Source organism: Paraburkholderia terricola, from assembly GCF_003330825.1.
Lineage (GTDB): Bacteria > Pseudomonadota > Gammaproteobacteria > Burkholderiales > Burkholderiaceae > Paraburkholderia > Paraburkholderia terricola.
Genome location: NZ_CP024942.1, coordinates 1,969,788 through 1,995,034, shown reverse-complemented (window position 1 = coordinate 1,995,034; position 25,247 = coordinate 1,969,788). Strand labels below are relative to the sequence as shown.

22 protein-coding genes are annotated in these 25,247 nt (G+C 64.9%); 1 reads left to right on the top strand and 21 read right to left on the bottom strand.

Annotated elements, in window-relative coordinates; translation table 11 throughout:
* Positions 1-133: 133 nt before the first annotated feature.
* The 20 genes from ftrA to dapA all read right to left on the bottom strand — a co-directional run bounded on the left by ftrA (position 134) and on the right by dapA (position 22,663).
* Positions 134-1,099, bottom strand: coding sequence for a transcriptional regulator FtrA (ftrA, locus tag CUJ90_RS27495; RefSeq protein ID WP_073427342.1), 966 nt, complete (start codon positions 1,097-1,099; stop codon positions 134-136).
* Positions 1,100-1,215: 116 nt separating this feature from the next.
* Positions 1,216-1,617, bottom strand: a complete 402-nt coding sequence (locus CUJ90_RS27490) for a rhodanese-like domain-containing protein (protein ID WP_083081147.1) — start codon at positions 1,615-1,617, stop codon at positions 1,216-1,218.
* Positions 1,618-1,852: 235 nt separating this feature from the next.
* Complete coding sequence (locus CUJ90_RS27485; protein WP_083081149.1) at positions 1,853-2,593, bottom strand: SDR family NAD(P)-dependent oxidoreductase; 741 nt, start codon at positions 2,591-2,593, stop codon at positions 1,853-1,855.
* Between the two features lie 35 nt (positions 2,594-2,628).
* Complete coding sequence (locus CUJ90_RS27480; RefSeq protein ID WP_083081151.1) at positions 2,629-4,719, bottom strand: hypothetical protein; 2,091 nt, start codon at positions 4,717-4,719, stop codon at positions 2,629-2,631.
* A gap of 102 nt (positions 4,720-4,821) precedes the next feature.
* Positions 4,822-6,000, bottom strand: coding sequence for an amidohydrolase family protein (locus tag CUJ90_RS27475; protein WP_114164274.1), 1,179 nt, complete (start codon positions 5,998-6,000; stop codon positions 4,822-4,824).
* Between the two features lie 48 nt (positions 6,001-6,048).
* On the bottom strand, positions 6,049-7,827 hold the full coding sequence (locus tag CUJ90_RS27470) for a carbamoyltransferase family protein (protein WP_073427337.1): 1,779 nt from the start codon (positions 7,825-7,827) through the stop codon (positions 6,049-6,051).
* 51 nt (positions 7,828-7,878) lie between these two features.
* Positions 7,879-9,285, bottom strand: a complete 1,407-nt coding sequence (locus CUJ90_RS27465) for a pyridoxal phosphate-dependent decarboxylase family protein (RefSeq protein WP_083081165.1) — start codon at positions 9,283-9,285, stop codon at positions 7,879-7,881.
* A gap of 49 nt (positions 9,286-9,334) precedes the next feature.
* Complete coding sequence (locus tag CUJ90_RS27460; protein WP_073427335.1) at positions 9,335-10,234, bottom strand: iron-containing redox enzyme family protein; 900 nt, start codon at positions 10,232-10,234, stop codon at positions 9,335-9,337.
* Positions 10,235-10,292: 58 nt separating this feature from the next.
* A complete protein-coding gene (locus CUJ90_RS27455; protein WP_244220044.1) occupies positions 10,293-11,579 on the bottom strand; it encodes an ATP-grasp domain-containing protein in 1,287 nt (428 codons plus the stop codon).
* A gap of 11 nt (positions 11,580-11,590) precedes the next feature.
* The gene (locus CUJ90_RS27450; protein WP_073427333.1) at positions 11,591-12,931 is read right to left on the bottom strand and encodes an ATP-grasp domain-containing protein; all 1,341 of its coding nucleotides are present in this window, start codon (positions 12,929-12,931) and stop codon (positions 11,591-11,593) included.
* A 2-nt stretch (positions 12,932-12,933) separates the two neighbouring features.
* Positions 12,934-14,277: an ATP-grasp domain-containing protein gene (locus tag CUJ90_RS27445; RefSeq protein WP_114164273.1), complete on the bottom strand. Its 1,344-nt coding sequence runs from the start codon at positions 14,275-14,277 to the stop codon at positions 12,934-12,936.
* Between the two features lie 21 nt (positions 14,278-14,298).
* Positions 14,299-15,051, bottom strand: a complete 753-nt coding sequence (locus CUJ90_RS27440) for a heme oxygenase-like domain-containing protein (RefSeq protein WP_114164272.1) — start codon at positions 15,049-15,051, stop codon at positions 14,299-14,301.
* 62 nt (positions 15,052-15,113) lie between these two features.
* A complete protein-coding gene (locus tag CUJ90_RS27435; protein ID WP_244220043.1) occupies positions 15,114-15,395 on the bottom strand; it encodes a 2Fe-2S iron-sulfur cluster-binding protein in 282 nt (93 codons plus the stop codon).
* A gap of 535 nt (positions 15,396-15,930) precedes the next feature.
* Positions 15,931-16,452: a winged helix-turn-helix transcriptional regulator gene (locus tag CUJ90_RS27430; RefSeq protein WP_083081176.1), complete on the bottom strand. Its 522-nt coding sequence runs from the start codon at positions 16,450-16,452 to the stop codon at positions 15,931-15,933.
* Between the two features lie 264 nt (positions 16,453-16,716).
* Positions 16,717-17,436 carry a hypothetical protein gene (locus CUJ90_RS27425; protein ID WP_114164710.1) on the bottom strand — a complete coding sequence of 240 codons (720 nt, stop codon included), beginning with the start codon at positions 17,434-17,436 and terminating at the stop codon, positions 16,717-16,719.
* Between the two features lie 107 nt (positions 17,437-17,543).
* Entirely contained in the window at positions 17,544-19,088 is a 1,545-nt protein-coding gene (locus tag CUJ90_RS27420; RefSeq protein ID WP_114164271.1) for an MFS transporter, read from the bottom strand.
* A gap of 537 nt (positions 19,089-19,625) precedes the next feature.
* Positions 19,626-20,066 (bottom strand): bactofilin family protein, encoded by a 441-nt coding sequence (locus CUJ90_RS27415; protein ID WP_114164270.1) that lies wholly within the window; start codon positions 20,064-20,066, stop codon positions 19,626-19,628.
* Positions 20,067-20,184: 118 nt separating this feature from the next.
* Positions 20,185-20,580 (bottom strand): hypothetical protein, encoded by a 396-nt coding sequence (locus tag CUJ90_RS27410; RefSeq protein WP_083081178.1) that lies wholly within the window; start codon positions 20,578-20,580, stop codon positions 20,185-20,187.
* Positions 20,573-21,520 (bottom strand): M23 family metallopeptidase, encoded by a 948-nt coding sequence (locus CUJ90_RS27405; RefSeq protein WP_114164709.1) that lies wholly within the window; start codon positions 21,518-21,520, stop codon positions 20,573-20,575. The genes CUJ90_RS27410 and CUJ90_RS27405 overlap by 8 nt, the downstream gene beginning before the upstream one ends.
* A gap of 243 nt (positions 21,521-21,763) precedes the next feature.
* A complete protein-coding gene (gene dapA, locus CUJ90_RS27400; protein ID WP_114164269.1) occupies positions 21,764-22,663 on the bottom strand; it encodes a 4-hydroxy-tetrahydrodipicolinate synthase in 900 nt (299 codons plus the stop codon).
* A gap of 396 nt (positions 22,664-23,059) precedes the next feature.
* On the opposite strand from dapA, the gene CUJ90_RS27395 reads away from it, so the two are divergent.
* Entirely contained in the window at positions 23,060-24,352 is a 1,293-nt protein-coding gene (locus CUJ90_RS27395; RefSeq protein ID WP_073427326.1) for an aspartate carbamoyltransferase, read from the top strand.
* A 107-nt stretch (positions 24,353-24,459) separates the two neighbouring features.
* Here CUJ90_RS27395 and CUJ90_RS27390 read toward each other — a convergent pair whose 3' ends face one another.
* Positions 24,460-25,236 (bottom strand): NAD(P)H-dependent oxidoreductase, encoded by a 777-nt coding sequence (locus CUJ90_RS27390; RefSeq protein ID WP_114164708.1) that lies wholly within the window; start codon positions 25,234-25,236, stop codon positions 24,460-24,462.
* Between the last annotated feature and the right edge of the window lie 11 nt (positions 25,237-25,247).

Sequence of the window (25,247 nt, the reverse complement as noted above, 5' to 3'; positions counted from 1 at the left end):
CATAGCCTCACCGGATCATGCGCGAGCACGTCGAGCGTTTCGGGCGCGCTGAGCCGCGATTCGCGCAGGCGCTTGTCGTCGTGTTTATAAAACGGCGACGCGCGCCTGCCGCCCGCGTTTGCGACAACGCTTTCTACGCCGGCTCCTGCACGCCGAACTTCTTGCGATATGCGCCGGGGCTCGTCAGCGCGATGCGCCGGAAATGCCGCCGCAGCGATTCCTCGGAACCGAAGCCGGCGAGTTCGGCCACACGCGACATCGCCAACGGGGCCGGTGCTTCGAGCAGTTCGCGGGCCATCGCCACGCGCTCGCGCAGCAGCCATTCGTACGGCGCCATGCCGGTGGCGTCGCGAAACTGCCGTTGCAATGTACGCGGGCTCATCGCGGCCCGTTCTGCCAGCGAGCGCAGTGTATGCGGCAAGGCGGGATGACTGCGCACCCAGTCCATCAGTTTGGCGAGACGTCCGCTTTCGTCTTGCGGCATCGGCCGCGGCACGAACTGCGCCTGGCCGCCCTCGCGATGCGGCGGCACCACGAGCCGCTGCGCGACCCGGTTCGCCACCGCGCTGCCGTGATCGCGCCGCACCAGATGCAGCAGCATGTCGAGTCCGGCCGCCGATCCCGCCGACGTGATGATTTGCCCTTCGTCGACATAGAGCGCGTCCGGCTGCACACGCAATTGCGGATAGCGCTGCTGCAATCGTTCAGCGTAGCGCCAGTGCGTGGTGACGGTCTTGCCATCGAGCACGCCCGCGGCCGCCAGCACGAACACGCCGGAGCAGATCGAGCAGAGACGCGCGCCGCGTCGATACGCGGCGCGAATCTTCTTGAGGAGCGGTTCGGGCGGCACTTCGTCCGCATCGCGCCAGCCCGGAATGACGATCGTGTCGGCGCGATCCAGCAACCTGAGCGTGTACGGCGCGGCGATGGTGATGCCGCCCGCCGCGCGAATCGGGCCGGGTTCGCTCGCGCATGCCGCGAAGCGATACCAGTCGACGCCGAGTTCGGGGCGCTCGAGCGCGAACAACTCGGTCACGCAGCCGAATTCGAATGTGCAAAGCCGGTCGTAAGCCAGCGCGACGACGAGATGATTGTGCATGACGCGATGTTACCGAAGATCGGCGATTGCGCCAGCTATCCAGCGCACCGGATGGAAACACCGCTGTTTCCCGCTCACGATAAAAGACCCGTGGTAATAAGCCGCGCGCGACGTGATCAGGTTCCCGTGACAGCAAACCCCTCGTCGAGCCAGCCTGTCATGCCGCCGATCATGATCTTGACCGGGCGGCCGAGCTGGGCGAGCCGGATTGCGGCGCGCGTTGCTCCATTGCAGTGAGGGCCCGCGCAATAGGTGACGAAAAGCGTATCGGGCGGATATCCGGCGAGCTTCGACGCCACGATCTTGCCGTGCGGCAGATTCACTGCGCCTGGCACATGTCCGCGCGAGAAATGCGCGGGACTGCGCACGTCGAGCAGCACGAAATCGACCGAGCGCGGGTCGTCGCTGCCGAGTGCCGCGTGGACGTCGGCGCAATCGGTTTCGAATGTCAGCGTCGCGCTGAAATGGGCGAGCGCCGCGGCGCTATCGGCAAAGGGAATGGATGAGACAGCGGACATGTAAAGCTCCTCGTGCGTGGATCGTTGCAACGCATTGTCCCGTTCCCCTGCACGATCGACCAGTGGCGCAATTGACAGATTCCGGTAACATCGCGCCACGCTGCCATGACCGGTTTTGCCGGCAATACGCTCAGAAGCCCTTCTTCCGAATCCGCGCCCAATGTCGCCCGGTGCAATCTCGAGTTCGCCGCCGTCCTTGCGCAGCCAGGCTCGCGTCTCCCCATGCTCCCGCTGCTCACCACTTCTCCGCGAACGGTCGAATCGTATAGTCGAAGGACCATGCGGACGGATGCTGATGCGCGATGTGAAACACCTCGTCCGCAATGGCGTCGGGATGCGCGAAATATTCGTCGCGCGAAAAGGCCCAGTCCGGCGGCGGCTCACCCCATGCGGGCCGCACGCGCCCGTCTTCGCCGAGCCACGCCGCGTCGATTACCGCGTCGATCATCAGGTAACCGACATGCACCCGCTTCGGTCCGAGTTCGCGTGCGAGCGCTTCGGCGAGCACGCGCTGCGCGGCCTTGCTGGGCGCGAACAGCGCGTAGTTCGGCTTGCCGCGCAGCGCCGCCGTATTGCCCGTCACGACGATCGCGCCGCCGCCCGCCAGGACCATGTCCGGCGCGCACGCGCGTGCCAGATGCAGCAGCGCGGTCGTATTCACGCGAAAGTTGCGCTCGAGCGCAGCCGGGTCGCCGTCGAGAAACGTGGCGAACGTTTCCGAGACCGCATTGTGCACAACGACCGACGGCTTGCCGAGCGTCTCGCGCACCGCCTCGAGCGTGCGCGCCAGCGCGTCGAGATCCGCCACATCGCAGACGAAGGCCGCGCTGCGCGCAATCTCGTGCTCGAGGCGCCGCAGCCGCTCGCCATTGCGCGCCAGCATCGCGATGCGGTAGCCGGCACGGGCAAACCGGCGCGCGATCGACGCGCCGGTTGCCGCTCCCACTCCCGTGATCAGGCATACCGGTTCGCTCATGCCGTCCTCCGTCTGCCGGTTGGGCGTCGCTCGCGTCATGCGGCGAGTGCGACTGTCAAAGCGTGAATCTGGCCGAACTGCGTGCGGATGTCGACCTTCTGCCCGGACTCGAAATCGCCGCGCAGCCGCGCCCGAATGTCCTCGCGCAGCACGTTCGGCCACGCGATGGTCAACTGGTTGACGCCATCGTTCACGATCTCGGCCGGCACCGCCACGCGCAGCGAGAGCCATTCGTCGTTGAGCAACGCGTCGCCCACGCGCCGGCCATTGAGTTCGACCGCGATCGTGCCCGCATCCCGCGCGCCCGGAATGCGCGCGGTCAGTTCTATGGACAGATCGCGCGGCGCGTTGCATGAAAACGCATACGCGCTCGTGAGCCCGTAGACGGCGGAGTACGCGCGGCGATACCAGCGGTTGCGGTCGGTGAGTTCGGCCCAATGCGACTCCAGCAGATCGATCCGCGCGACCTCGCCGAGCGAGAGGTCGGGGTCGACCGACTGCGCCGCGAACTCGGGAAACACCGACGCGATCGCGCCCAGCAGCGCCTGCTCCTTGATGATCCCGCGTGCGAGCGGGCTATAACCGACCAGACAGACTTCGGCGATGTCGTTCTTCACGAGCTGGTCGAACGCGGGCAACAGGACGGGCGGCGTCTTGTGCCGGTATGCCTCGTGGACAAGCGCCACGCCGGTGGTCGCGATCGACGGGTCGTATTGCTTCGCGCGTTCGAGGTGATACTTGCAGATCTCGTCGTCCTGGCCCCAGTGCGCGTTGTGAATGCCGGCGAGCAGGTGCGCCCAGGCCTCATGCTGCGGCGCGGGCTTCGAGGCCGCGTCGACGAGATCGTCGAGGTGCGCGTCCTTGCCGAACAGCGCCGGCAGCAGTTTCTGGGCGACCGCCGCCATCGCGACGCGCATGCCTTCCGACGTGTGATGGCAGAAGTCGAGATACAGACGGCGGCCCGGAATTTCGTGCTCGTAGCGATCGCCGAATATCTGCGGCAGATCGACGACCGTCGCGCCGAACGACGGCGCGCGCCGCCGTATCGCCTCGGCCACGTTCACGAAGATGCCGGGAACGACGCGCGTATCGTCGATGATGTCCCGGCTTTCGCGCAGCGTGCGGTAGATCTCCTGACTGCGCTTGTGAAGACCGCGCTGCGCGCGCGCCAGCAAGTCGAGGCTCGCCGACGAGGTGCCGCCGTCGAGCCCGCGCGCGATCAGGATGGCCGCCTCGGCGCCCGCGAAATCGCCGTGCGCGAGCTTGTCCGTCGCGTCCTGCCAGGCGGCAACCCAGGCGCGCGTGTCGTCGGGGGACATGAGCGGCACGTCGAGCGCGCCGGCGGGCGTGCTGCTCCAATCCGCCACGTTGATTTCGGGAATCACGAACGTCACCGGCACATTCAGTGGCGCAAGCGAGGACGTCAGTTGTTCGACCACCTGCCCCGCGAAACGCTCGAGGCTTTCGAGCTGCCGGTCCAGCAGCTTCGAGAAACCGAGATTTTCCTCGATCAGTTCGCCGTCGGCGACGAACGATTCAGTCGACGTGTTGGCGAGCGCACCCACGCGCCAGTTGTTGCCGGCAAACACCACGACCGCGTCCGGCTCCAGCAGATGCACCGAAGCCGCGATACGCGAGAGCCACCACGGATCGCAATTGCTCTGCGCGAGATCGACGACCTCGACCGCCTCGGCGCCAGCCGTGATCTGTTCGCGCAGCACCTTGGCCGGGCTGTACACGGGGTCGAAAAAGAAGCCGCGCGCAACCGACTCGCCCAGCAGCACGATGCGTTTTTTCGCACCTTTTCTGCCGATGCGCTCCACGTCCGCGCAAAAGCGCCACAGGTCGATGTGCTTGCGAGCGCGAACGAACTCGCCGGTGCCCTCTTCCTCCTCCCAGATGCTGACCGAGCGCGTGCGACGCGCCTCGCCCGGTTCCTGCCCTCTGAGACTCGCAAAATCTTCCGCGAGCGCCGCGAACGGACCGGACCAGTGATCCTGGCCGTGCGTGTCCGCGCGCTGTGTGCTTTCGCTCAGCAATTGCAGCACCGACAGCGCCGCGTTGTCCTGCTTGAGCAACGCGGCAAACCGGTCGCTCAATTCCTGCCGCGTGGCATGGATTGACATTTGGAGATGCTCCTCAAGTGTGTGAGAACAGGTGAACTCGCCTACGTTTCTTCTACGTCGACAACCCGACGAACCGTCGATAAACCAGCGAAGCGGGCGCGCTCACGCGCATGCCGCGAGAACCGGGGCGCGTACCGGACTTGCGCGCGCCTCGTCATGCATGCGTCGCCCGTCAACCAGCGTGGCTGCCGGCGCGCGGCTCGCGAGCAGCGAGAGAAAAGTCGCGCTGCCGCCGCGTTCGTCCGCGCCGTCGCGCTCGAACAGACACAGGTCCGCGCGCATGCCCGGCGCGAGCGTGCCCACGTCGGGCAGACCGAGCGCGGCGGCGGCATGGCGCGTCAGCGCGTCCGTGTAGTAGTCGGGCTGCCACGCGCCCGCGTTCGGCGCCAGCCGCCCGTTGGTGCCGTTGGTGCCGTTGGTGCCGTTGGTGCCGTTGGTGCCGTTCGCGCCGTTCGTGCCGTTGATGCCGTTCGCGCCGTTCGTGCCGTTGATGCCGTTCGCGCCCGCGAACAGCGCGGCGCGGCGCTGCGTGAACAGCGGCGCATGCTGACGCCAGCGGCGGCCCAGGTGCTCGGCGTCCGGCACGCCCAGCGCGACCGCGCAGAGCGTGCGCGCGAACGCCTGCGCCTCGCGTGCGTCGATGCGCGCCGCGCCGAACACCGTGACGTGCGGCTCTTGCGGCAGCAAATACGAAATCAGCGCGCTTTCCGAGCAATAGAAGCGGCTGCGAAATTCGCGTGCTTCGTCGGCATCGGCACAGAGCGCGATGCCGATGCGCGTGCCGATCGCGCGGGCGAATTTCGCCGCCTCCATGAGCTCCGTCGCCGACAGCAGGCTGGCGCTCGCGAGCACCGGCAGCACCTTGACCGGATGAGCGCCGCCGCCGTCGAAGCGGCCGCCCCCCGACGCGCCCGACCATTCGAGCAGGCTGTTGACCTCTTCGAGTTGCCTGCCGTCGAACTTCAATAGCGCGACTGCGCGTGGCCCGCCGGCGCGCGCGGGCGGCACATCACGCAAGCGCGCGCACTGCCAGCCCATCGTCGTCACGAACGGCGGCGGCGCGGCGCCGGCTGCCGCCATGCCGACCACGCCCGGCGTACACAGATAGCGTTCGCCATCGAGCCCCTCGGCGAGCGACGACGCGCCGGCCGGCAAGACCGCCCGGATGCGCGCTCCCGCAATTTCGACGTCGCGGCGTACGAACCGGTGCGTCGTGCTGTCGAAGCACTGCGTTTGCCGAATGGCCCAAGGGCAATCGCCTGGCGGGATCTGAATGGACATGGTGGCCGCTGAAGTGACAGGAACGCGACGCGCGGGCGAGCCGCCCGCTCACAGGAACGTGTAGACGTTGACCGACTCCGGCGCGACGCGCTTTTTCGCGGCACGCGCCGTGAAGATTTCCTTCAGCTTGTTCCAGGTCTCGAGTTTGAAGCCGCGATCGACGATGTAATCGCCGATCACGAGTGCGTCGATATCCGACACGACAAAGCACCAGACCGCATCCACCGGATCGAGCACGATCGCGTCGCCGCGCATGTTGAACGAGGTGTTCAGCAGGATCGGGCAGCCGGTCAGGCGGTCGAACTCGGCGAGCAGCGCGTGAAAGCGCGGATTGCTCTGTTCGCTGACGGTCTGCACGCGCGCGGAGCCGTCGACATGCGTGATGGCGGGCAGCGAAAGCGGCGAAATGACCTGACACGTTTCGAGCATGAACGGCGACGGATGATCGAGCTCGAAATGTTCGGCGGCCTTGTCTTCGAGCACGGCAGGGGCGAACGGACGGAACGCCTCGCGCATCTTCACGAGCGCGTTGATGCGGTCGCGCATTTCCGGCCGGCGCGGGTCCGCGATGATCGAGCGCGAACCGAGCGCGCGCGGTCCGAACTCCATGCGTCCCTGGAACCAGCCGATCACCTTGCCGTCGGCGAGACGCTGCGCGGTTTGCGCGATCAGTTCCTCGGGCCGCCCCGTGCAGTCGACGATCGAGGTATCCGGGAAAATCGCGCGGACGGTCTGACGGATCTCGGCATTCGAATAGGCGGGGCCGAGATACACGTGCGGCAGCGCCTTCAACTCGGGACGGCGCCCGGTGAGCCGTGTATGCGCGACGGCCGCGGCGCCGAGCGAGCCGCCCGCGTCGCTCGCGGCCGGTTGCACGAAAAGCCTGGCGAACGGACCTTCGCGCTGAATCCGGCCGTTCGCGACGCAATTGAGCGCGACGCCGCCCGCCATGCACAGATTCTCGACGGGCACCGCGTCGTGCAGATAGCGCGCCTTCTCGAGCAGAATGTCTTCGAGCGTGCGCTGCAGGCTCGCGGCGAGATCCTTGTGGAACACGCCGAGCTCCGACTCCGCCTCGCGCGGCGCGGCGCCGAACAGCTCCGGCAAACGCTCCGAATACATGCGCTCGCCATTGAGGAAATCGAAGTACTCCATGTTGAGCCGGTACTGGCCGCGCTCGTTCACGTCGAGCAGACGCCGCATCTGTTCGACATAGAGCGGCCGGCCGTAGGGCGCGAGGCCCATCACCTTGTATTCGGCGTCGTTCACATCGAAGCCGAGGTAAGCCGTGATCGTGCTGTAGAGCAGGCCCAGCGAGTCCGGGAACGACACCTCCTCGAACAGTTCGATGTGCGCGTCGGCGCCGCGGCCGTAGGTGGTGGTCGCCCATTCGCCGACGCCGTCGACGGTCAGCAGCGCCGCGTCGGCGAAACCGGAGTAGAAGAATGCGCTGGCCGCGTGCGACAGATGGTGATCGACATATTCGATCCGGCCGTTGAAGCCGAGGCTCTGGCGAATGTCGCGTTCGGGACGGGCGGGATCGATCCTGAAGCGGCGCTTCGGGTTCTGCAGCAGATCCAGCACGTTGGTCGCGATCTGGCGCGAGGCCTTCTTGTACGGGTCCTCGTAATAGGCGATGCAATCGACGTCGTCGATCGTCGCGTTCGCTTCTCGCAGGCAATAACGGAACGCGCCCGTGGGAATGCTGCTGTCGTGCTTCACCTTCGAAAAACGCTCTTCCTCGGCGGCGGCGATCAGCTTGCCGTCCTTGATGATGCAGCACGCAGCGTCGTGGTAATGCGCGGACACGCCAACAATTATGCTCATGGAGTCACCAGTTTTGGTTGGAATGGAAAGTCGGTTAATCGCGGCGCGGCATTAGCGCCCGGATGCCTCGACGGCATCGAGCGCCTTGCACAGCGAGTCGAAGATGCGCGCAACGTCGGCCTCGCCCGTCCGCCAGTTGGTGAACGCGACGCGTAATCCCCACGTGCCGGCGTAGACCGTGCTCGTGATGAACACCTCGCCCAGATCGCGAACGGCGCGCACATAGGCGTTGATGCGCGCTTCGTCCGCGTTCGCGGCAAGCGTGAAGCAAACGACGTTCAGCCGCGTCGGCGCCAGCAGGCGAAAACCGCGCCGCCCTTCGAGACGCGCACCGAGAGACTGCGCGAGCGCGATGTTGCGCGCGACGATCTCCGCGTGCCCCGCGCGGCCATACGCGGCGAGCGAGAACCATGTCGCGAGCGCGCGCAAGCGCCGCGAATTCTCGGGCGTGAGATGAACGAAGTCGGGGTTGTCGGTGGGAATGCCAAGATAGGCGGCGCTGTTCTGGAACACGCGCACCTGCAGGTCGCGGCGCCGCGTGAACTGCACCGCGGCGTCGTAAGGCACGTTCAGCCACTTGTGCAGGTCGATGCAGATCGAGTCCGCCGCATCGAGCCCCGCGACCAGCGGCGCATACGCCGGCGCGAGCGCGGCGAAGGCGCCGAACGCCGCGTCGACGTGGAGCCAGAACGGATAGCGCGCCTTGAGCGCGTGGATCGCCTGCAGATCGTCGAAATCCACCGTGTTGACGGTTCCCGCGCTCGCCACCACGATGACGGGCACGCCCTCGGACTCGGCCAGCGCCGCTTCGAGCGCAACGAGGTCGATCGCTTCGCGGCCCGCGAGCGTCGGCACTTTGCGCACCGCCTGCCGGCCGATGCCGAGCACGGAGAGCGCCTTGTACACGCTCGAATGCGGCGTCGCGGCCAGCACGCGCACCGCGCCGAGCGCGCCCACGCCTTGCTCGGAAACGTTCACGCCGTTGCGCTCGCCGAGCCATTCGCGGCCGAGCGCGAGACCCACCAGATTCGACATCGTCGCGCCCGTGACGAACACGCCCTGCTGCGCCTCGCTCAGACCGAACAGCTCGCGCAACCGCGCAATGGTTTCGCGCTCGAGATCCGGTGCGGCGCTGTCGATGCCGGCGGTCGGATTCTGATCGTAGACGCCGGTGAGCCAGTCGCCCGCGAGCGAGGCCGGTGTGGCGCCGCCCGTCACGAAGCCGAGGTAGCGCGGGCCGGCGCTGCCGGAAAAGCCCGCGCTCCAGCGCGCGACGAATTCTTCCAGCGCGCCCGCCAATCCGGCGCCTTCCTCGGGCAAGGCGCGCAACGTGGCGGGCGGCGGCGCGAGCGCGGCCGGGCGGTCGTCGAGAGAGGCGAGCGCCGCCACGGCATGGCGGCGCGTGCGCTCCAGCAGCGCGTCGAAGTTGGCGAGGTCGGAAGCAAGTGTCGAGTGCATGGAGAGATCGTCGAGGTTGACTGGAAGAAATGCGTGGCGTTCGATCGGGTCAGTGCAGCCGGCGATCCATCACGTCGCGCGCGCCTGCGTAATATTCCTTCTCGATCTGGTAGCGGATCAGGCAGCCTTCGCAGAGATCGCGGATCACGCGTGGGTTGTTGCGCGCGAGCGGCAGCAGCACGCGCTCGACCAGTTGCTTGCCGTGATTGGCGTCCACCGGCACGTGCAGCTCGTGGTAGTAACGGAATTCCCTCGGCACATCGTGACGATGCATGCCGCGCAGCATGCGCGTGAAGCGGTACGGCACGGTCTGCTCGAGCAGCGTCAGCGCGCCGAGCAGGCGCCCCACGTGCTGGCGGCGCAACGCATACAGCAGCAGCAGGTTGCCGTTCTTGAGCGCCGCGACCGGCATTTCCGCCTCGAGGTCGAGCTCGCCCAGTTGGGCGCGAAAGAACGGCGACGCCCGCATGAACGTGCGCGTGTGCATTTCGTCGAGCTTGCCGAGGCCCATTTCGTCCCAGTAGTTCTCGGCGAGCGCGAGCTTCATGTCGCCGTCCATGCCGAGTTGCGAGAGCGCGATGATGTCGTCGAAGCGGCCGTCCACCTGCGCTTCGAGGCTCACGAAAAGCGACAACTGCGGCAGCGATGCTTCTTCCGCGAGGAAGTCGAAGAACGGCGCGACTTCCTTGCGATGCGTGTTGCGCAGCGTGACGTACCACTCCTCGAACTGCTCCGCGTTCGCGGGCACGTCGTCGAGCACGATGCGCGCGGCCTCGTAGTCGCTCCAGGCAGTTTCCAAACCGAGGATGCGGGCGTAGTCGGCGGCGAGCGGCACGGTCTCGGGCGCGCTCGGCGGCGCGAGTTCGCGCAGATAGAACGCGTTCAGTTCCATCTGGCCAGCCAGGGAATTCGGGTCGGGCGTCACGGGCAATTGCTGTTGCGTGGTCACAGTCGTTTCTCCATTGTGTCGATCGTGGGATGCGCGGACGCCGCGAGGCGCCGCGCGCTCATTGCAGTACGGCGGGTACGGCGTGCGGCCAGGCGCAAACGGGCGGCGCCGGTTCGCGCATCTGGGTGGCCGCGGCGAACAGGGCGTCGATCCAGTCGCGCGTACCCTGCCAACTGCCGTACGCCACGATCCCGGCGAGCGGCGCCTCGTTCGCCGAGTAGGTGACTCGCCGCGGCAGCGCGGCGCCCGCGGGCAACTCGAGCCAGCGCACGAGCGCCGGGTCGCCGCGAAACCTCGCGATGCCCCCGATATCCTCGTACGTGGTCCCCGCAAGCGCGTGGCCGGGAAATACGAACCAGCCGTGCCAGCGCGCCTGGGTCCGCGGCTGCGTCGGCGGCAGCGCACGCGAAGGCTTGCCCTCGAGCAGAATGCGCAGCTCCTCCGACGGCAGATGGACGCCCGTCGCATATTCGAAAGTCGCCACGACGTCGGCGCCCCCTACCCGATTGCCGACTTCGAGGAACACGAGTTCGTCGCCGTCCTCGATGGCCTCCAGATGAAAGCTGCCCTGGCGGATGCCGACCGCCGCGAGCGCGGCCACGACCCAGTCGCGAATCCGTGCCGACACGGGAAAGTGATACGAGCCGAGCGGCTGTCCTTTCGCATAGCCGAGGCAGGTGCCGATGTAGCGGCTCGCCGTGAGCGTGAGCACCTCGCGATTGGCGACGAGTCCGTCGAAATGCACGATGTCGCCGTCGACGAATTCCTCGACTTCGTAGCCATCGATCGCCGGCTCCGGCGCGTCGAGACGCGCCACGCCGCAGCGGCGCGCGGAGATCGCGGCGGCAGCGGCCGCCGGCGTCTCGAAGATAACGACGTCTTCGCTCGATGCGCCGCTCAACGGCTTGAGCACGGTGCGCGCGCGCCAGGGTGTGCCGGCCGGCTCATGCAGAAACCCGGCTAAGCCGATGAAGCGCGGCACGCGCAGACCCGCCGCGCGCACGGCCTCCTTCATCACCACCTTGTCGCGCACCAGACGCACCTGTTCGAGCGTCGCACCGGGTATGCCGAGCCATTCGCGCAACCGCGCGGCGTCGACCAAGTCGTATTCCGACAGCGCGATCACGCGATCGACCGGACGCGCCGTGCGCGTGATCCACGCGTGCGCCGCCTCGAACGGACCGAGTTCAGCGGGACGCTCCACGCGTTCGCAGCGCAGATCGGCGGGCAGCGTCGCGAGCAGATCGGCGACGCCGAGGTAAGTCACGTCGTGCTGTTCGTGATCGATGCCGCGCGCGTATTCGATACGCGGATAGGGCACGCGATGCAGGACAAGAATCTTCATGATCTCTCCGTTCACGCGATGGCGAGCGACGCGGCTGCGTTCGCCGGCTCGAAGATGTGGCACGCCTCGGCGAGCACCGACAACCAGACCGCGCGTACCGTGGCGACCACGCTGCGCATGTCGTGCACGTCGCTTTCCAGCGCGAAGCAGGCCTGTGCGGCGAAGTCCGCGTTATCGCGCGGCAGGGCGGGAATGAAGCGCGCGGTTTCGGAGAGCCAGCCGAACTCGACGCGCCGCAGCGCGTCCGTGCCCAGCAGCGCGGCGGCGCGAGCGAGTGCGCGGTCGAAAAGTTCGGCGCCTTCGTCGGCGTCGGGCGGGGTGAGCCGGCCGTCCGCGGGCACGCCGAGCATGACGGTCGCCGCCTGTCGGCCGGCGCTGACGAGCACCGGCTCACGCACGACGCCGAAGGCCGCGTCGACCCACAGCGCGTAGAAGTCGATCTCATAGACTTCCCGCGCGATCGTCCAGATCTTCATGCCGGCGGGACGGCGATTCGGTTCGACGACCGCGGCGCGCAAGCCCGTGTCGTCGAGCTTGATCTCGTTGTGAAAGGGACCGCGCAATTGGCCCACGAGCAGATTCGCGACCCGCCCCGCCCGCACGAGCGTCGCCTGTTCGGCGGCGGTGAGACGCGCGGGCAGAATTTGCGCGACCTCGACCGGATAGCGGCCTTGCGCGCTCACCTTCTCGGTGATGAAGTGCGTGGCGCCCACGCCGTCGAACGAAAACTCACGCGCAAACGAAATGAACGATTCGCAGATCGCGCCGCGCTCCAGGTACGGCGCGACTGCCGCGAACGCGGCGTCGAGGCTGTCGCCCGGCGCCACGATCACGACGCCGCGATTGTTGCCCTCGCACGAAGGCTTGACCACGAAGCCCCCCTCGTGCGCGCTAGCGAAGCGGCCCAGGTCGTCGACGTCGTGCACTTCGACGCAGTCGGGCACGAGCATGCCTTGCGCTTCGAGCAGATCGCGCACGCGCGCCTCGCACACCCGGTAATCGCGTTTGCTGTACGCGTTGGCGGCGAGCGCCGCCGAATCGACGACCAGGCCGAGCCGTTCGAGAAGCGCCGCACCGCTTTGCACCGCGTTGTCGGAGAACACCATGCCGGCGCGCAGGCGCTCGCGCCACGACTTCAGATAGTAGAGCGCCTCGTCGACGAAATTCGGTGCGAGCGGATCGAGGTCGATCAGGTATTCGCACAGCAGCGAGTCCCGCTCGGTCGGATTCGCGCGGATCAGCGCGATCTCCGCGCCATACCGCTGGCGTGCGTAAGACGCGATGTGCGCGACATCGGCCACGCGGGTCAGGTTGTAGTCGACGATCAGCAGCAGCGGTCGGTTAGCGTTCACGATCAGGTCTCCAATGCGGGCGTTGTCGTTCTGTAGTGCACGTCGAGCGCGGTGACGGAGGCCGCGAGCAGGTCGGGAAGCGCCGCGTCACGCTCGGCGCGCGTCATGCGCCAAAGCAGTTGACCGAGGAACGCTTCGCGTGGCGTGGCCGGCACGACGTCGCCGGGCTTGAGCAGGATTTGCGCGATCAACGGGCGGCGGCCGTCGGTGCGTGTCTCGATGCGTTCGATCTCGCCGTGCGTCGCGAAGTAGACGCGAAAGAACGTGGCGAGCTCGCTCGGCGGCGTGCCGTCGGCGGTGTAGGCGAGGCGTTGCAGGCGTTCGGCAAACGCACGGTGCTGCGTGCCGCCGCTTTGCTCCAGCAACAGGTCCAGCCAGAGTTCGAGCATGCCGGCTTCCTCGTTGAGCGCCTTCACGCTGTGCGAGATGAGGCTGCCGCCCACCCGGGGATTGATCTCGATGAGATCCCAGCGCGCGCCGTCAAAGCGCGCTTCGACATGAAAGCAGCCGCTGCCGAGTTCGAGTTGCTCGAATACGGCGCGCAGCCAGTCGAGGCCGCTCGCGAGATCGCCCGCGGCAAGCGACGCCGGCGGGCTCGTGCAACTGTCTTCGAGCACCGTGCCGTTCGCTTCGGTCAGTTCGCACTTTTCGTGGACGCCGAGCACGAACGGCTTGCCGTGCGAGACCAGCAGTTCGAAGCTGAATTCGGTGCCCGCGAGATAGCCTTCGGCGATGAACTCGACGTGCTCGCCGAGCGCCGAAGCGTAGACCGTGTCGGCCCGCGCATGCTCGCCGATCGCCTCGAGCGTGGCCCATGTGGTCTCGGGCGAAAGTCGGAACGCACCGTAGGACGCGATGCCTCGCACCGGCTTGATGAACCATGCCTGCGCGTCGCGCCGCAATTCATCGAGCACGGCCGGCGTCACACGCCGCGCCGTGACCCGCGAAAGCCCGGCGTGATGGAGCGCGTTGCGCACGGCATGCTTGTCGCGCAGAAACTCGATCCGCTGCGCGGAAAGATCGCTCACGCCGAGCCGGCTGTTGGCCTCGGCCATGAGCGGACGGTAGCCTTCCCACACGCTGATGCAGGCAAGCACCGTTTGGCCCGCCGCGCGCAACGAGGCGACGGCGTCTTCGACGTCCTCCATCCGCAACACATGCGAATCGGTCGCGAAGACCGCCGCCGCATGATCGCGCAGTGTTTGCAGCCGCTGTTCCCCGTGCTCCGGCACGGGCCGCGAACTCAGCACGAACGGAAGCAGGCCGCGCGCCTTGATCGCCGCGATCAGGTCCTCCGCGAACGAAAAGCCGCAGTGACTCAGAATTAAAACGCCATCGGACGACATCGCCTCGTCTCCCCTGATTGGTCAGGCCGCCGCCTTGAGCGTCGGCAGAATTTTGTCTTCGTAGAGTTCCTTGAAGTAGAGCGCGAGGACGGTCTGGTGCTCGCGCAGGTAGCGCTTGAGCGAGTCGATGTCGTCATCGCTGCGCAGCAGATAGCGGATCGCCTGCCAGACTTCACCGGGATGATCGTCGTTGATGTCGGTATGCGAATGCGCAATCTGGCCCGTGATGTTCGTTTCGCCCACCGACTCCTTGAGCGCCTTGAGCTTGCGCGGCTCGAGCTTCACGTTGACGTACTCGACCAGATACGAATAGGCGATCACGCCGAGCGGGCCCTCGTGATCAAGCAGATACGAGAAGTAGCCGCTGAGCAGCTTGGTCGACAGATACGGTTCGGTCGCGAGAAACTGCTCGCGGGGGACACCGGCGCGTTCGAGGTCCTGAACGAACAGCTCGTCGTGCAACATCTCCTCGCGCTCGTAGTTCGCCCAGATTTGCGCCGCCTCCGGGCTCTGCTTGGCGACTTCGGCGAGTGTTTTCGACTCGACCACCCGCAACAGGCGAATCCGCCAGGCGGTTTCGATCAGGTGACGCTGATAATAATCGGAGTCGATTTTCTTTCCTTCCAGATGGGCGGCATACGGCACGGTTTCATACCAGTTCTCGATCTGCCCGTCGATAATGGCATCGATTTGCTTACGCAGCTGGAGTGATCTTTCCGCATTAATGAACGGAATGCGATCTTTTAAGCCGACATTTTTAACGCGATTACTCATGGCTCATTCCTTGAAAGATGATAATGAAATAACTACGCAAAAAGAGGTGTTACGGGAATGGGTTAAACCTGTGAATCCGCGACTTTGATGATTACCGCTCCGCTGACACGGCACTGACATGCCAATCTGAATATCTCGTCCGGATAACCTAGAGATTCGAGGAAAGTCTTTTCGTCCTTGCCTTTATTGCCGAGATGATCCAGACCTTCCTGCACTTCAATGACACAGGCGCCGCATACGCCGGCTTTACAGCCGAACGGAATAGATTCCTGGCCGTACAACTCGAATTCGAGTTCGGTCAACGGACTCCCCGCCGGCAATGCGACTTCAATGCCCTGAGGCATGAGCTTCACGATGCACATGGCCACCCCGATCTAGTTTGAGCGACAGCAAAACGTTTTATTCAGTTTTAATAACTACGTGCTGGCAACGATCTTCTCCAGGACAACGGTTCACAATATAGATGTTGAGGTTTCAACTTGCAACTATTTTAATCGACGTTCCTGCAAATACCTTTTTATCGAAAACCGGATTTCGATAGCTCCGTTTTTTCGGCTTCTGGTATGTAACTACTTCATAGCGCGGAAATAATATTGAAGCAGCGAATCCGGTGCAATGGCGCCTTTATGCATGCGCGAATACCTGGCTACCCGGCCAGTGCAAAACGAGCGCACGCCAAAAACTCTCACGGGAAGAGTTGGCGTTGCGAATAAATCTTCAAAGGTTGAAACGTCACCTACGCGACCGCAGCTCGTGCAACGCTGTCGGTGCGAGTTCGGACCGTGGTTATCGGCCGGGAACGTTGGAAAGAACTGTCATTCACCCGACGAGCGGCGATGACTCGAATGGACATCGCCAAAACCGCAATGAAGCGGATCGTCAGGCTGGATCTTTTTTACGGCGACCGTCGTTGACCTGCTGTGCGGACGACGGCCGGGGCGATGCGCGCAAACCACTGCTGATCTTTCTTACTTCGGCATCCTCCGGGCCCAGCAAACGCCCGTCTTGCGAACGAAGCTCGAGCCGTTTGACAGGCTGACCGAACTTGCGATCGACGAGGCGAACATCGAGTTCGGACGGCTCGAAGAAATGCTCCTCGCCCCACTGGCGCAACGCCACCAGCAGTGGAAAGAGACCGAGCCCTTTCTTCGTGAGGACATACTTCTGATAGGCGCTGCCGTCCGAAGCCGGCGCCGTTTCCAGAATGCCGTGCTCAACGAGATTGCGCAGCCGTGTCGTCAGGATGTTCTTTGCAAGACCGAGACTCTTCTGGAATTCACCGAAGCGCTCGTAGCCATCGAAAGCATCGCGGATGATCAGGAGCGACCACCAGTCGCCTATGGCGTCCAGCGGGCGCGCGATGGGACAACCCGTTGCCTTGTGACTCGTTCGCTTCACCATCGCGGCCCTCCAGCTGCCTGACAAACTGGCCCGACCGATTACATAGACCTCAACGGCTACGTTCCCCGTCGAGCAGTCATTTACGCCCGTTAGAAGATGGCGCACGACGCGCGGACCACCCTCTTCGACAAGAACAGCCGTGTGAAACGTCGACACGGCTGGTTCCATTATAAAACTTCTTTTTACCGCCACAAGCGTTATCTAATGCTTCGTGGATAGATTCCCGCCCACGTTCGCTTCGCGATGCGCCTACTCGCGAGCCCGTCAATCGAAGCGAAACTCATCGAAGCGGATCCACACCAACAACTGATTGCGATCCGGCTGGCCGCCCTCACCTCGCGGATACGCACGTCGCTTCGACGGAAAGCGCAGTCCCTCCACTTCGACGAAATCGGACACGTAATGCGCGACCTGCGTGCCTCCCGAGACATCCAGGCGGTAGTCCTGGCGACGCAGCAGGTAGTCGGGTCCGAAGTAAAAGCGCTGGGCCGCACTGTGACTGGCGATCGTTTCCGGCAGCAACACGTCGAGGACGCGCCACACTTCACCGTCTTCGTACGACGGCGCACCCTCGGTGACCTCGACGCCCGGCTGCGCCAGCAGAAACGGTGTGGCGAGATAGGTCCACAACGCGTAGCCATTGAAGTAGGCCTGGCGGGATGCGTCCCAATAGGAATGTGGACCGTAGCCCTTGAAAGCCGCGCGAGGATCGACGAGTTCCTGCACGATCTGTCGATCGCCGTCTTCGATGACGACCCGCTCCGGCACGAACGTCATCGTTCGATCTGGCGCACCGTATGGCGCTATGCGAGTCCATTCGCTCGCCGTGCGAATCGTCACGTTGCCCCAGCCGTGGTTCTCGGCAATACCCTTCGACGGCCAGAACGGTCCGCCCGTCGCGCTCTTTACACTCAACTGCGAATGCGAATGCCAGCGGTCGAGGCCGCCGTAGGCATCCAGCACGTGCTTCAGGAGATCGTTCATCGGCTGCTCCATCGCGTTTTCGTTCGGTTCGCCTTCTTTTTCTCATGCCGCGCCGTGCGGCCGGACCGTCTTGCGCGGCGCGGGACCATGCCGTCCGTTTGCCGGTATCAGACGCTCGCGCGTTGCGTCGAGCGCTGCGTGCCGAACAGCACCAGGCTGACCGCGCCCAGCGCCCACACCCCGAGCCCGCCATAGAGCATGACCCAGCCAAAGCCATGCACCAGTGCGCCGTGCAGGACCGCGCCAGAGGGGTCCGCCTGCACGAGCGCGGGGAAGCGTTCAGTCAGCCCTTCCACGCTGCCGGCCGCGATGTGCTCGGCGAGCGACTGGCGCTGTGCCGCGTCGAACACGCTCGGCAGGACGTTCTTGAGGTAATCGCTGATGCCCGCCACCAGCACGAAGCCCATTACCGCGATATTGATGGCGAGACTGATCAACCGTGCGCTGATGTCCATTCCCGAGGCCATGCCGGCACGATTCGACGGCACCGAGCCCGTGGTGGTATTGGTGGTGGGCGTGTTGGTCAGGCCGAGTCCGATGCCCGCGAGCAGCGAGCCCGGCAGCATCGTGAAGCCGCTGGCATGTTCAGCGCTCGCGCCGAAACGCATCAGAATGAAGCCGAGGCCGATCGTGAACATGCCGAGAGGAATGATGACGCCCGGCTGATAGCGATGCGATAGCCGCTCGGCGACAGGCGGAATGACGAGCGTCGGCAGTGTATAGGCCAGCAACGAGAGCCCTGCCGCGACGATGTCGTAGTGCAGCGCGCCCTGGTAGAAGATCGGCAGGAAAATAATGAACGGCCAGAAGCTGAAGTTCATGCCGATCGAACCCATGATCGCACCGGAAAACTTGCGGATTCGAAAGACCGAGAAGTCGAACATGGGATGCGCGTTCACTCGCTCGGCCACGAGAAACAGAACGAAGCTCAGGATCGTAGCCGCAATGATGTACAGCGAGCCGCGGCTCGTGAAGCCCTGCGCCGAGCCTTGCGTGATGTACCAGGTGAGCCCGAAGACGGCGAGCGAGAGCGTGACGATGCCGGCGAGGTCGAGCTTGCGCGCGTCCGGATCGCGCGACTCCTCTATGCTACCGATCGCCAGGAAGAACGTCAGAATGGCTAACGGAACGTGGACGAGGAACACCCACTTCCAGCCAGCCAACTCGGCGATCACACCACCGATGATCGGGCCGAAACCGAGCCCGAAACCGAGAAAAATGCCCCAGATACCGAACGCCTTGATGCGTTCGTGGCCTTCCTTGAACTGGTTGGAAAGAATGGCGATCAGGCATATGAACATCGAGCCGCCGCCCATGCCTTGCACGAAACGGCTCGCGATGAGCAGCGGGGCGCTCTGCGTGAGCCCGCAGATCAGCGACGCCACGCCGAACACCACGAGGCTGGTCATGAAGAGAAGCTTTCTTCCGTAGCGGTCAGCGAGTGTGCCGGCCGCCATCAACACGGTGGTACACGCGATCGTGTACGCGTTCATGATCCACTGAATGTCGCGGAAGTCCGCATGCAGCAGCCTTTCGAGCGTCGGCAGGATAACGGGGACGCTGGAGATTTCCAGCGCGAACATGAGCTGGGCGAGACAAATCGCGGCGAGGGCAATCGTGTTTCGACCAGAGCGGGCGTATGAGATGTCCATTGTCACTCTTCCAAATCCGATGTTTGACGAACGCGCCGCCAGCCGGATATCCCGGGTCAAGAAGAGCCGGCTGGACAGGCGGTTCGAGCGGGAACCAGATGGCGGCATTGCCGGCCAAATGGTTTTAATGTGCAACCACTCGGATCGTAGGCAATTTGGTATCGAAATGCAACTAGTTTCGTAAGGCTGTCGAAATCGAGGCTCCGCCTCTCCGGCGGGAATGTCATCGGGACACTGACCCGGCATCGATCCGGAGGATTTCTTCCTGCGTCGCTTCGGTGCGGCCTGTGCCGATCACGACGATGTCGACCTTTCTGTCATGCGAGGTCGCTGATGTTCTGGAGGGTGAAGGTGCGCGCGGCTTGCTTGGCCAAACAAGTGGGCAAACAAGGGAGAATGAATGGGTGAATAGCCGGCGAATGCGACGAAGCGCTCGGCCACGACAACTTCGCGCGACGCCAGTCGCAGCCGGCTCGGTTCGAAGCGCTTCGCGACCGCCAAGCCGCGCGGGCTTGGTTCGAAGCGCCTCGCGGCCGCCTAGCCCGCCTTGCGGTCCTCGCGCTCCTCATACGGCGTGTCCGTCACCGCCACCAGCAGCGGCGCCGCATGCGCGGTTTCGCGCTTGGTGAGCTTGCCGTCCACCGAGGCGCCGCAATCCATCCGCAATTGCTGGTAATAGATGTTGCCCGTCACGTGCGCGTTGCTTTGCAACTCGACGAAGTGATCGGCAATCACGTCTCCGACGATCCGGCCGTTGATCACCACGTCATAACCGTGCACGTTGCCCTCGACGGAGCCGCGGTCGCTCAATACCAGCAGCGTCTGACTGCCCGGCTCGCCGCTGACGTTGCCCTTCACGTGACCGTCCATGCGCAGGCCGTCGCTGAACTGCAGGTCGCCCACGATGCGCACGTCGTGAGCGACCAGGGTGGCGAGTTTGGATTGCTGGATACCGGGGGTTTTTTTCTTGCCGAACATAAAGATCTCTCGGGAATGGAAATGGTTGTCGCGTGATGTCCCACGCGACGAGCGGGGGTGGGCTTGCTTGTCCGGCGCTTGCGTCAGGCGCGGTTGCCGGGTTGCTGCGTGAGCGTGCTCAGCGGCTCGACGCCGTTGCAGAAGCGGCTTTCGTCTTGCCCCGCCCTTGCAGAAACTGCAGTTGGCTGGTCAAACGCGCGACTTCGGCAGCCGCGCTGTCGGCGGTTTTCTGCACGGCGCCGCGCGCCGCTGTTTCCTGTGCCAGCGCAAGGCGTGTGCGCTCGAGTTCCGCCTGCACGACATCCGGCGGGACGGGCGCCGCATGGCACGAGTCCGCAAGCGCTCCGGCGCGCTGCGCTTGCCAGGCCATCAGGGCCGTTGCGCCGATGGCGGCGCTGGCCGCGCACGCGGCTAGCCACAGCATCACGCGAACGCCGAGCGAACGCGCGGGCTGCAATGTATAGGCGCGCTGCGTGAGGCCGATCGCATTACGGGAGAAACGCCGCTCATCCATGACGTGCGGGTGCGAAGAGCGCGAGGTAGGCGGCCGGATCGACGTGCACGCCGTTGACCAGCACCTCGAAGTGCAGATGCGGACCGGTGGAACGCCCGGTCGAACCGACGTCGGCGACATGCTGGCGCGGCAGTACGAGATCGCCTGCATGCACGAGAATGCGCGACGCGTGGCCGTAGCGTGTCATGAAACCATTGCCATGATCGATTTCGACCACCTTGCCATAACCCGACTTTTCGCCGGCGAAGATCACCCGGCCGCCGGCCGCCGCCAGAATCGGCGTACCGGTTGACGCGACCAGATCGATGCCGGAATGAAAGCTCAAACGACGCGTGAACGGATCAGCGCGGTTGCCGAACGGTGAGCCGAAGCGCGCGCCGTCGGCAGGCATGCGGCCGGGAAACGCGTTATAGGCCATCTGGAGGCCGGCGCTCTCCCGTTCCAATGACGACAGCACCGCCGACATGCAGTCCAGTTGTTGCCGGGTGCGCGCGGGGTCGGTGCGATCGCCGGGCTGCGCGCTTACGTCGACGCAGCGGCGCGGCGGCAATAAAGGACCGCCCTCGCTATCGCCAGCCAGGTCTTCAGCGCCAGCCGGCATGGCCGGCGCGCGTGGCGACCGCCTGGGTGTATTCAGACGCGACTCGAAATCGTGCAGCGCGCCGATCTGCGCGGTCAGGCGCGCAATACGCGGTTCGATCTGCGCCACCGACGCGTTCAACTTGCCGAGTTCACCGATCGTATAGTCGCGCTCGACACGGCCCGAGTCGGGATTGCCGGATGCTTCGGCCGGCCAGTGCAAGCCGATCGCGATGCCGGCGGCGAGCGCCAGCGCCGCCGTGCCGAGGGCTGCGCTGGCGGCGATGATCACAGCGGTGCGGCGGGTAACAAAGCTGATAGAGCCGCTGCTCAGGCGGCCGGAAAAAAGGACGGAGGACATCAGCGGCCCCACACGCACGGCGAGCCACGACGTGCGCGGCGCGGATGGCACGAATTGAGCGCTGCTACTAAGTAGGACAAGACATCGGCAAACGGAACTAACAGGGATAACTGCATAAGGCGTGCACCGGACGAACCCGGTGATAATCGTGAAAAAAGTGTCGCAATTATCACCTGGCATGCCGAATGATCATCTCGGAATATTCCGAACCTGCCCAATGTGGTGCAAGCACATGTAATTTCTTCACGCCGAGGTGAGATCACCTTCCAGCGCGAGCAACCGCGCGGCCAGCGCGTCGCCAGCGCGCGTCATCGGCATGCGCAATTCGTCGCGTATCAGCCCTTGGGCGGCCAGCAGCGCCTTCACCGGCGCCGGATTCGGTTCCGCGAACAGCGCCTCCATCAGCGGCGCGAGCGCGTGAAAAATGCGCCGCCCTTCATCGAGGCGGCCCGCCGCGAGCGCGCGATACAGCGCGACAAACCGCTCGGGGCGCACATGCGCCGACGCGGCGATCGCCCCGCTGCCGCCCAGGCACAAGGTGTTGAAGAGATTCATGTCCTCGCCGGCGAGCACTCGCAAACGGCCGTCGCGAATCAGCGCTAGCGTGGTGTCGAGCGAGCCGGCGCAATCCTTGATTGCGTGAATCCGTGGATGCGCGGCGAGCGTCAGCAGCGTGCCGAGTTCCATGCGCACGCCGGTTCGATAGGGAATGTCGTAGAGCACGACAGGCTTCTCGCTGGCATCGGCAAGCGCCATGAAATGGCCGACGATGCCGGCCTGCGACGGCCGGATGTAATACGGCGCGGCCATCAGCACGCCGGCAATCGGCAGCGGGTTCAGTTGCTCGATGCGCTCGCGCATGCTCGTCCTGTGATTGCCCGATACGCCAACCAGCACCGGCAGTGCCGGCGCATCGTGCGCGTCGCGGGCGGCGGCGTTCGCTTCGTCGAGAATCGTCGCCAGCACGGCGTCCTGTTCGGCGGCGTCGAGCGCGGCCGGCTCGCCGGTCGTTCCCAGCGCGACCAGCCCGGCGACGCCCGCGTCGGCGTAACGGCGCACCAACGCACGCAACGCGGCGTGATCGACTTCGCCGTCGGCGAAAGGCGTGATGAGCGGAACCCAGATACCCGAAAAAATAGACATGTCTTTACCTCGATGACGACCGTATCGATTCCGTACAGCGGTGCGAGGGAGGAAAGACAGGAAATGCCGCAGGCGGGCGTTGACCGGCTGTTCCGTCGCACATCTGACGGAACAGCGTGCTCCGGTCAGATGAGCGGCTGTTTTTTGGCTTTGGCGCTAACGCTTGAAAGGCCCGCGCGGTTCGCGCGTGCAACCACGGCGCTCGCGAAAGCGAGGCGTGCGGCGATTGACGGACGGAGTCGGAGCGTTTGGCCGGAATGCATGAAGCGCAGTGTAACCGCGTCCGGCGCTGCCTGGCAAAGCCATCGCAAAATGACTTGACTTCTGACGCCGGGAAACTAATATACGCACCGCGTACATCGCCCGTACACTTCCTCCCTTCCGACAGGTGCCCGCATGAGCGTCCCGCAACAAGCCTTCCTACGCGATGCGATGCGTCGCCTGAACATGACCCGCGACACCTTCGCCGGCCGCATCGGCGTATCGCGCCGGGCGCTCGACACCTGGCTCCTGCCGGACGACTCGCAGGAATCGCGGGCCATGCCGGAGATCGTGGAGCGCTTCGTGTCGGAGATCGTCGTGCACGGCGAGCCGGGCGAAAAATATACGCAAAGCGTAGACTCACAGTCGCTCGCGAGTCAGATGCTGTTCGAGGGCAAGCCGCAACTGCTGTCGGTCGATCAGTTCTCGCGCGACTCGGTCGAGGCGCTGTTTCGTGTGGCCGACATCATGCAGCCGATCGCGCGGCGCCGAAAAATCTCGCGTGTGCTGGAAGGCGCCGTGCTCGGCAATCTGTTTTTCGAGGCCAGCACGCGCACGCGTGTGAGCTTCGGTGCGGCGTTCTGCCGGCTGGGCGGCTCGGTGTGCGACACGACCGGCTTCACGTTTTCGTCGATGGCCAAGGGCGAATCGATCTACGACACGAGCCGCGTGATGAGCGGCTACGTGGACGCGCTGGTGATCCGCCATCCGGAACAAGGCTCGGTGGCCGAATTCGCGCGCGCCACCAACGTGCCGGTGATCAACGGCGGCGACGGCCCCGGCGAGCACCCGAGCCAGGCGCTGCTCGATCTCTACACCATCCAGCGCGAGTTTTCGCGGCTCGGCAAGATCGTCGACGGCGCGCATATCGCGCTGGTGGGCGACCTGAAGTACGGGCGCACGGTGCACTCGCTGGTCAAGCTGCTGGCGCTGTATCGCGGCATCAAGTTCACGCTGGTCTCGCCGCCCATGCTCGAGATGCCGGGCTACATCATCGAGCAGATTTCGCGCAACGGCCACGTGATCGAGCAGACCAGCGATCTGCCCAACGGCCTGCGCGGCGCGGACGTGGTGTACGCCACGCGCATTCAGAAAGAGCGTTTCACCGACGAATCGTTCGAGGGCTATACGCCGGATTTCCAGATCAATCAGGCGCTGGTGGACAGCGTGTGCGGCACCGATACGCTGATCATGCACCCGCTGCCGCGCGACAGCCGGCCGGGCGCGAACGACCTGAGCGTCGATCTGAATCACGATTCACGGCTGGCGATTTTCCGGCAGACCGACAACGGCATTCCGGTGCGGATGGCGATTTTCGCGGTGCTGCTGGGCGTCGAAAAGCTGGTCCAGCATTCGATGCGCGACGCCGCATGGCGCCCGCCCGCGTATCTCGGCCCGGACGACGCCGTGTTTCACGGCATCGATTGATACGGCAGAGCGCATGTCGCAGGCGGCGAGCGTGAACCGCGCATCGCGAACGGTGCGACGCTCCCGTTGCGCTTGAGCGCCCCGACAAGAAGCGACACCTGTCACGTTCAGGCGACATGGGCCGCGAAACCGGTCTGTCCCGGCGCAATCTCGTCCCGCAGCGTCAGCGCCGGAATCCTGTACGCGCCGCCGTTCTGTGGCCGGAACGGTATCGGCGCGGTTGTGCCCAATGCGTCCAGACGTTGGCCGAGCGCATCGCGCGCTTCTGCGTATTTCGCTTCGTCGATCCGGCTCGTCCGATAGATCACGAATGGCGGCAACACGTCGAAGCCGGGGTAATACAGAATGCCGTGCTGAATCGGAAACAAGATATCGTCGATCGGACCATTGATGCCGCGCGGACCATAATGCGACTCCCATCCGCCCGTCGTGACGACCAGCATCGCGCGCTTTCCCGCCAGCGTGCCTTCGCCGTAGCGTTCGCCCCAGCGCGTGTCGGAGTGCTCCCCCACCCCATACGCGAAGCCGTATGCATAGACGCGCTCCACCCAGCCCTTGAGAATCGCCGGCATCGAAAACCACCACAGCGGAAACTGCAGGATGACGGCATCGGCCCATCTGAGCTTTTCCTGTTCGAGCGCGATGTCCTGACTCTGCGAGCCATTATCGAACGCATGCTTCGAGTCGAGCGATGGATCGAAACGTGCGCCGGCCTGCCTGCCGGGAAAATCGTCCGCATCGAGCGACGCTTTCCAGTTCATCGCATACAAATCGGATACCTGCACGACGTGCCCCGCACGCTCGAGACGTTTGACCGAAAAGTCCTTGAGCGACCCATTCAACGATTTGGGTTCGGGGTGAGCGTAGACAATAAGAACATTCATGATCGTGGCCT

Excerpts from the sequence above, each read along its gene's own strand:
- ftrA (WP_073427342.1), bottom strand. The coding sequence starts at position 1,099 with ATGCACAATCATCTCGTCGTCGCGCTGGCTTACGACCGGCTTTGCACA.
- CUJ90_RS27490 (WP_083081147.1), bottom strand. The coding sequence starts at position 1,617 with ATGTCCGCTGTCTCATCCATTCCCTTTGCCGATAGCGCCGCGGCGCTC.
- CUJ90_RS27485 (WP_083081149.1), bottom strand. The coding sequence starts at position 2,593 with ATGAGCGAACCGGTATGCCTGATCACGGGAGTGGGAGCGGCAACCGGC.
- CUJ90_RS27480 (WP_083081151.1), bottom strand. The coding sequence starts at position 4,719 with ATGTCAATCCATGCCACGCGGCAGGAATTGAGCGACCGGTTTGCCGCG.
- CUJ90_RS27475 (WP_114164274.1), bottom strand. The coding sequence starts at position 6,000 with ATGTCCATTCAGATCCCGCCAGGCGATTGCCCTTGGGCCATTCGGCAA.
- CUJ90_RS27470 (WP_073427337.1), bottom strand. The coding sequence starts at position 7,827 with ATGAGCATAATTGTTGGCGTGTCCGCGCATTACCACGACGCTGCGTGC.
- CUJ90_RS27465 (WP_083081165.1), bottom strand. The coding sequence starts at position 9,285 with ATGCACTCGACACTTGCTTCCGACCTCGCCAACTTCGACGCGCTGCTG.
- CUJ90_RS27455 (WP_244220044.1), bottom strand. The coding sequence starts at position 11,579 with ATGAAGATTCTTGTCCTGCATCGCGTGCCCTATCCGCGTATCGAATAC.
- CUJ90_RS27445 (WP_114164273.1), bottom strand. The coding sequence starts at position 14,277 with ATGTCGTCCGATGGCGTTTTAATTCTGAGTCACTGCGGCTTTTCGTTC.
- CUJ90_RS27440 (WP_114164272.1), bottom strand. The coding sequence starts at position 15,051 with ATGAGTAATCGCGTTAAAAATGTCGGCTTAAAAGATCGCATTCCGTTC.
- CUJ90_RS27435 (WP_244220043.1), bottom strand. The coding sequence starts at position 15,395 with ATGCCTCAGGGCATTGAAGTCGCATTGCCGGCGGGGAGTCCGTTGACC.
- CUJ90_RS27430 (WP_083081176.1), bottom strand. The coding sequence starts at position 16,452 with ATGGTGAAGCGAACGAGTCACAAGGCAACGGGTTGTCCCATCGCGCGC.
- CUJ90_RS27425 (WP_114164710.1), bottom strand. The coding sequence starts at position 17,436 with ATGAACGATCTCCTGAAGCACGTGCTGGATGCCTACGGCGGCCTCGAC.
- CUJ90_RS27420 (WP_114164271.1), bottom strand. The coding sequence starts at position 19,088 with ATGGACATCTCATACGCCCGCTCTGGTCGAAACACGATTGCCCTCGCC.
- CUJ90_RS27415 (WP_114164270.1), bottom strand. The coding sequence starts at position 20,066 with ATGTTCGGCAAGAAAAAAACCCCCGGTATCCAGCAATCCAAACTCGCC.
- CUJ90_RS27410 (WP_083081178.1), bottom strand. The coding sequence starts at position 20,580 with ATGGATGAGCGGCGTTTCTCCCGTAATGCGATCGGCCTCACGCAGCGC.
- CUJ90_RS27405 (WP_114164709.1), bottom strand. The coding sequence starts at position 21,520 with ATGTCCTCCGTCCTTTTTTCCGGCCGCCTGAGCAGCGGCTCTATCAGC.
- dapA (WP_114164269.1), bottom strand. The coding sequence starts at position 22,663 with ATGTCTATTTTTTCGGGTATCTGGGTTCCGCTCATCACGCCTTTCGCC.
- CUJ90_RS27395 (WP_073427326.1), top strand. The coding sequence starts at position 23,060 with ATGAGCGTCCCGCAACAAGCCTTCCTACGCGATGCGATGCGTCGCCTG.
- CUJ90_RS27390 (WP_114164708.1), bottom strand. The coding sequence starts at position 25,236 with ATGAATGTTCTTATTGTCTACGCTCACCCCGAACCCAAATCGTTGAAT.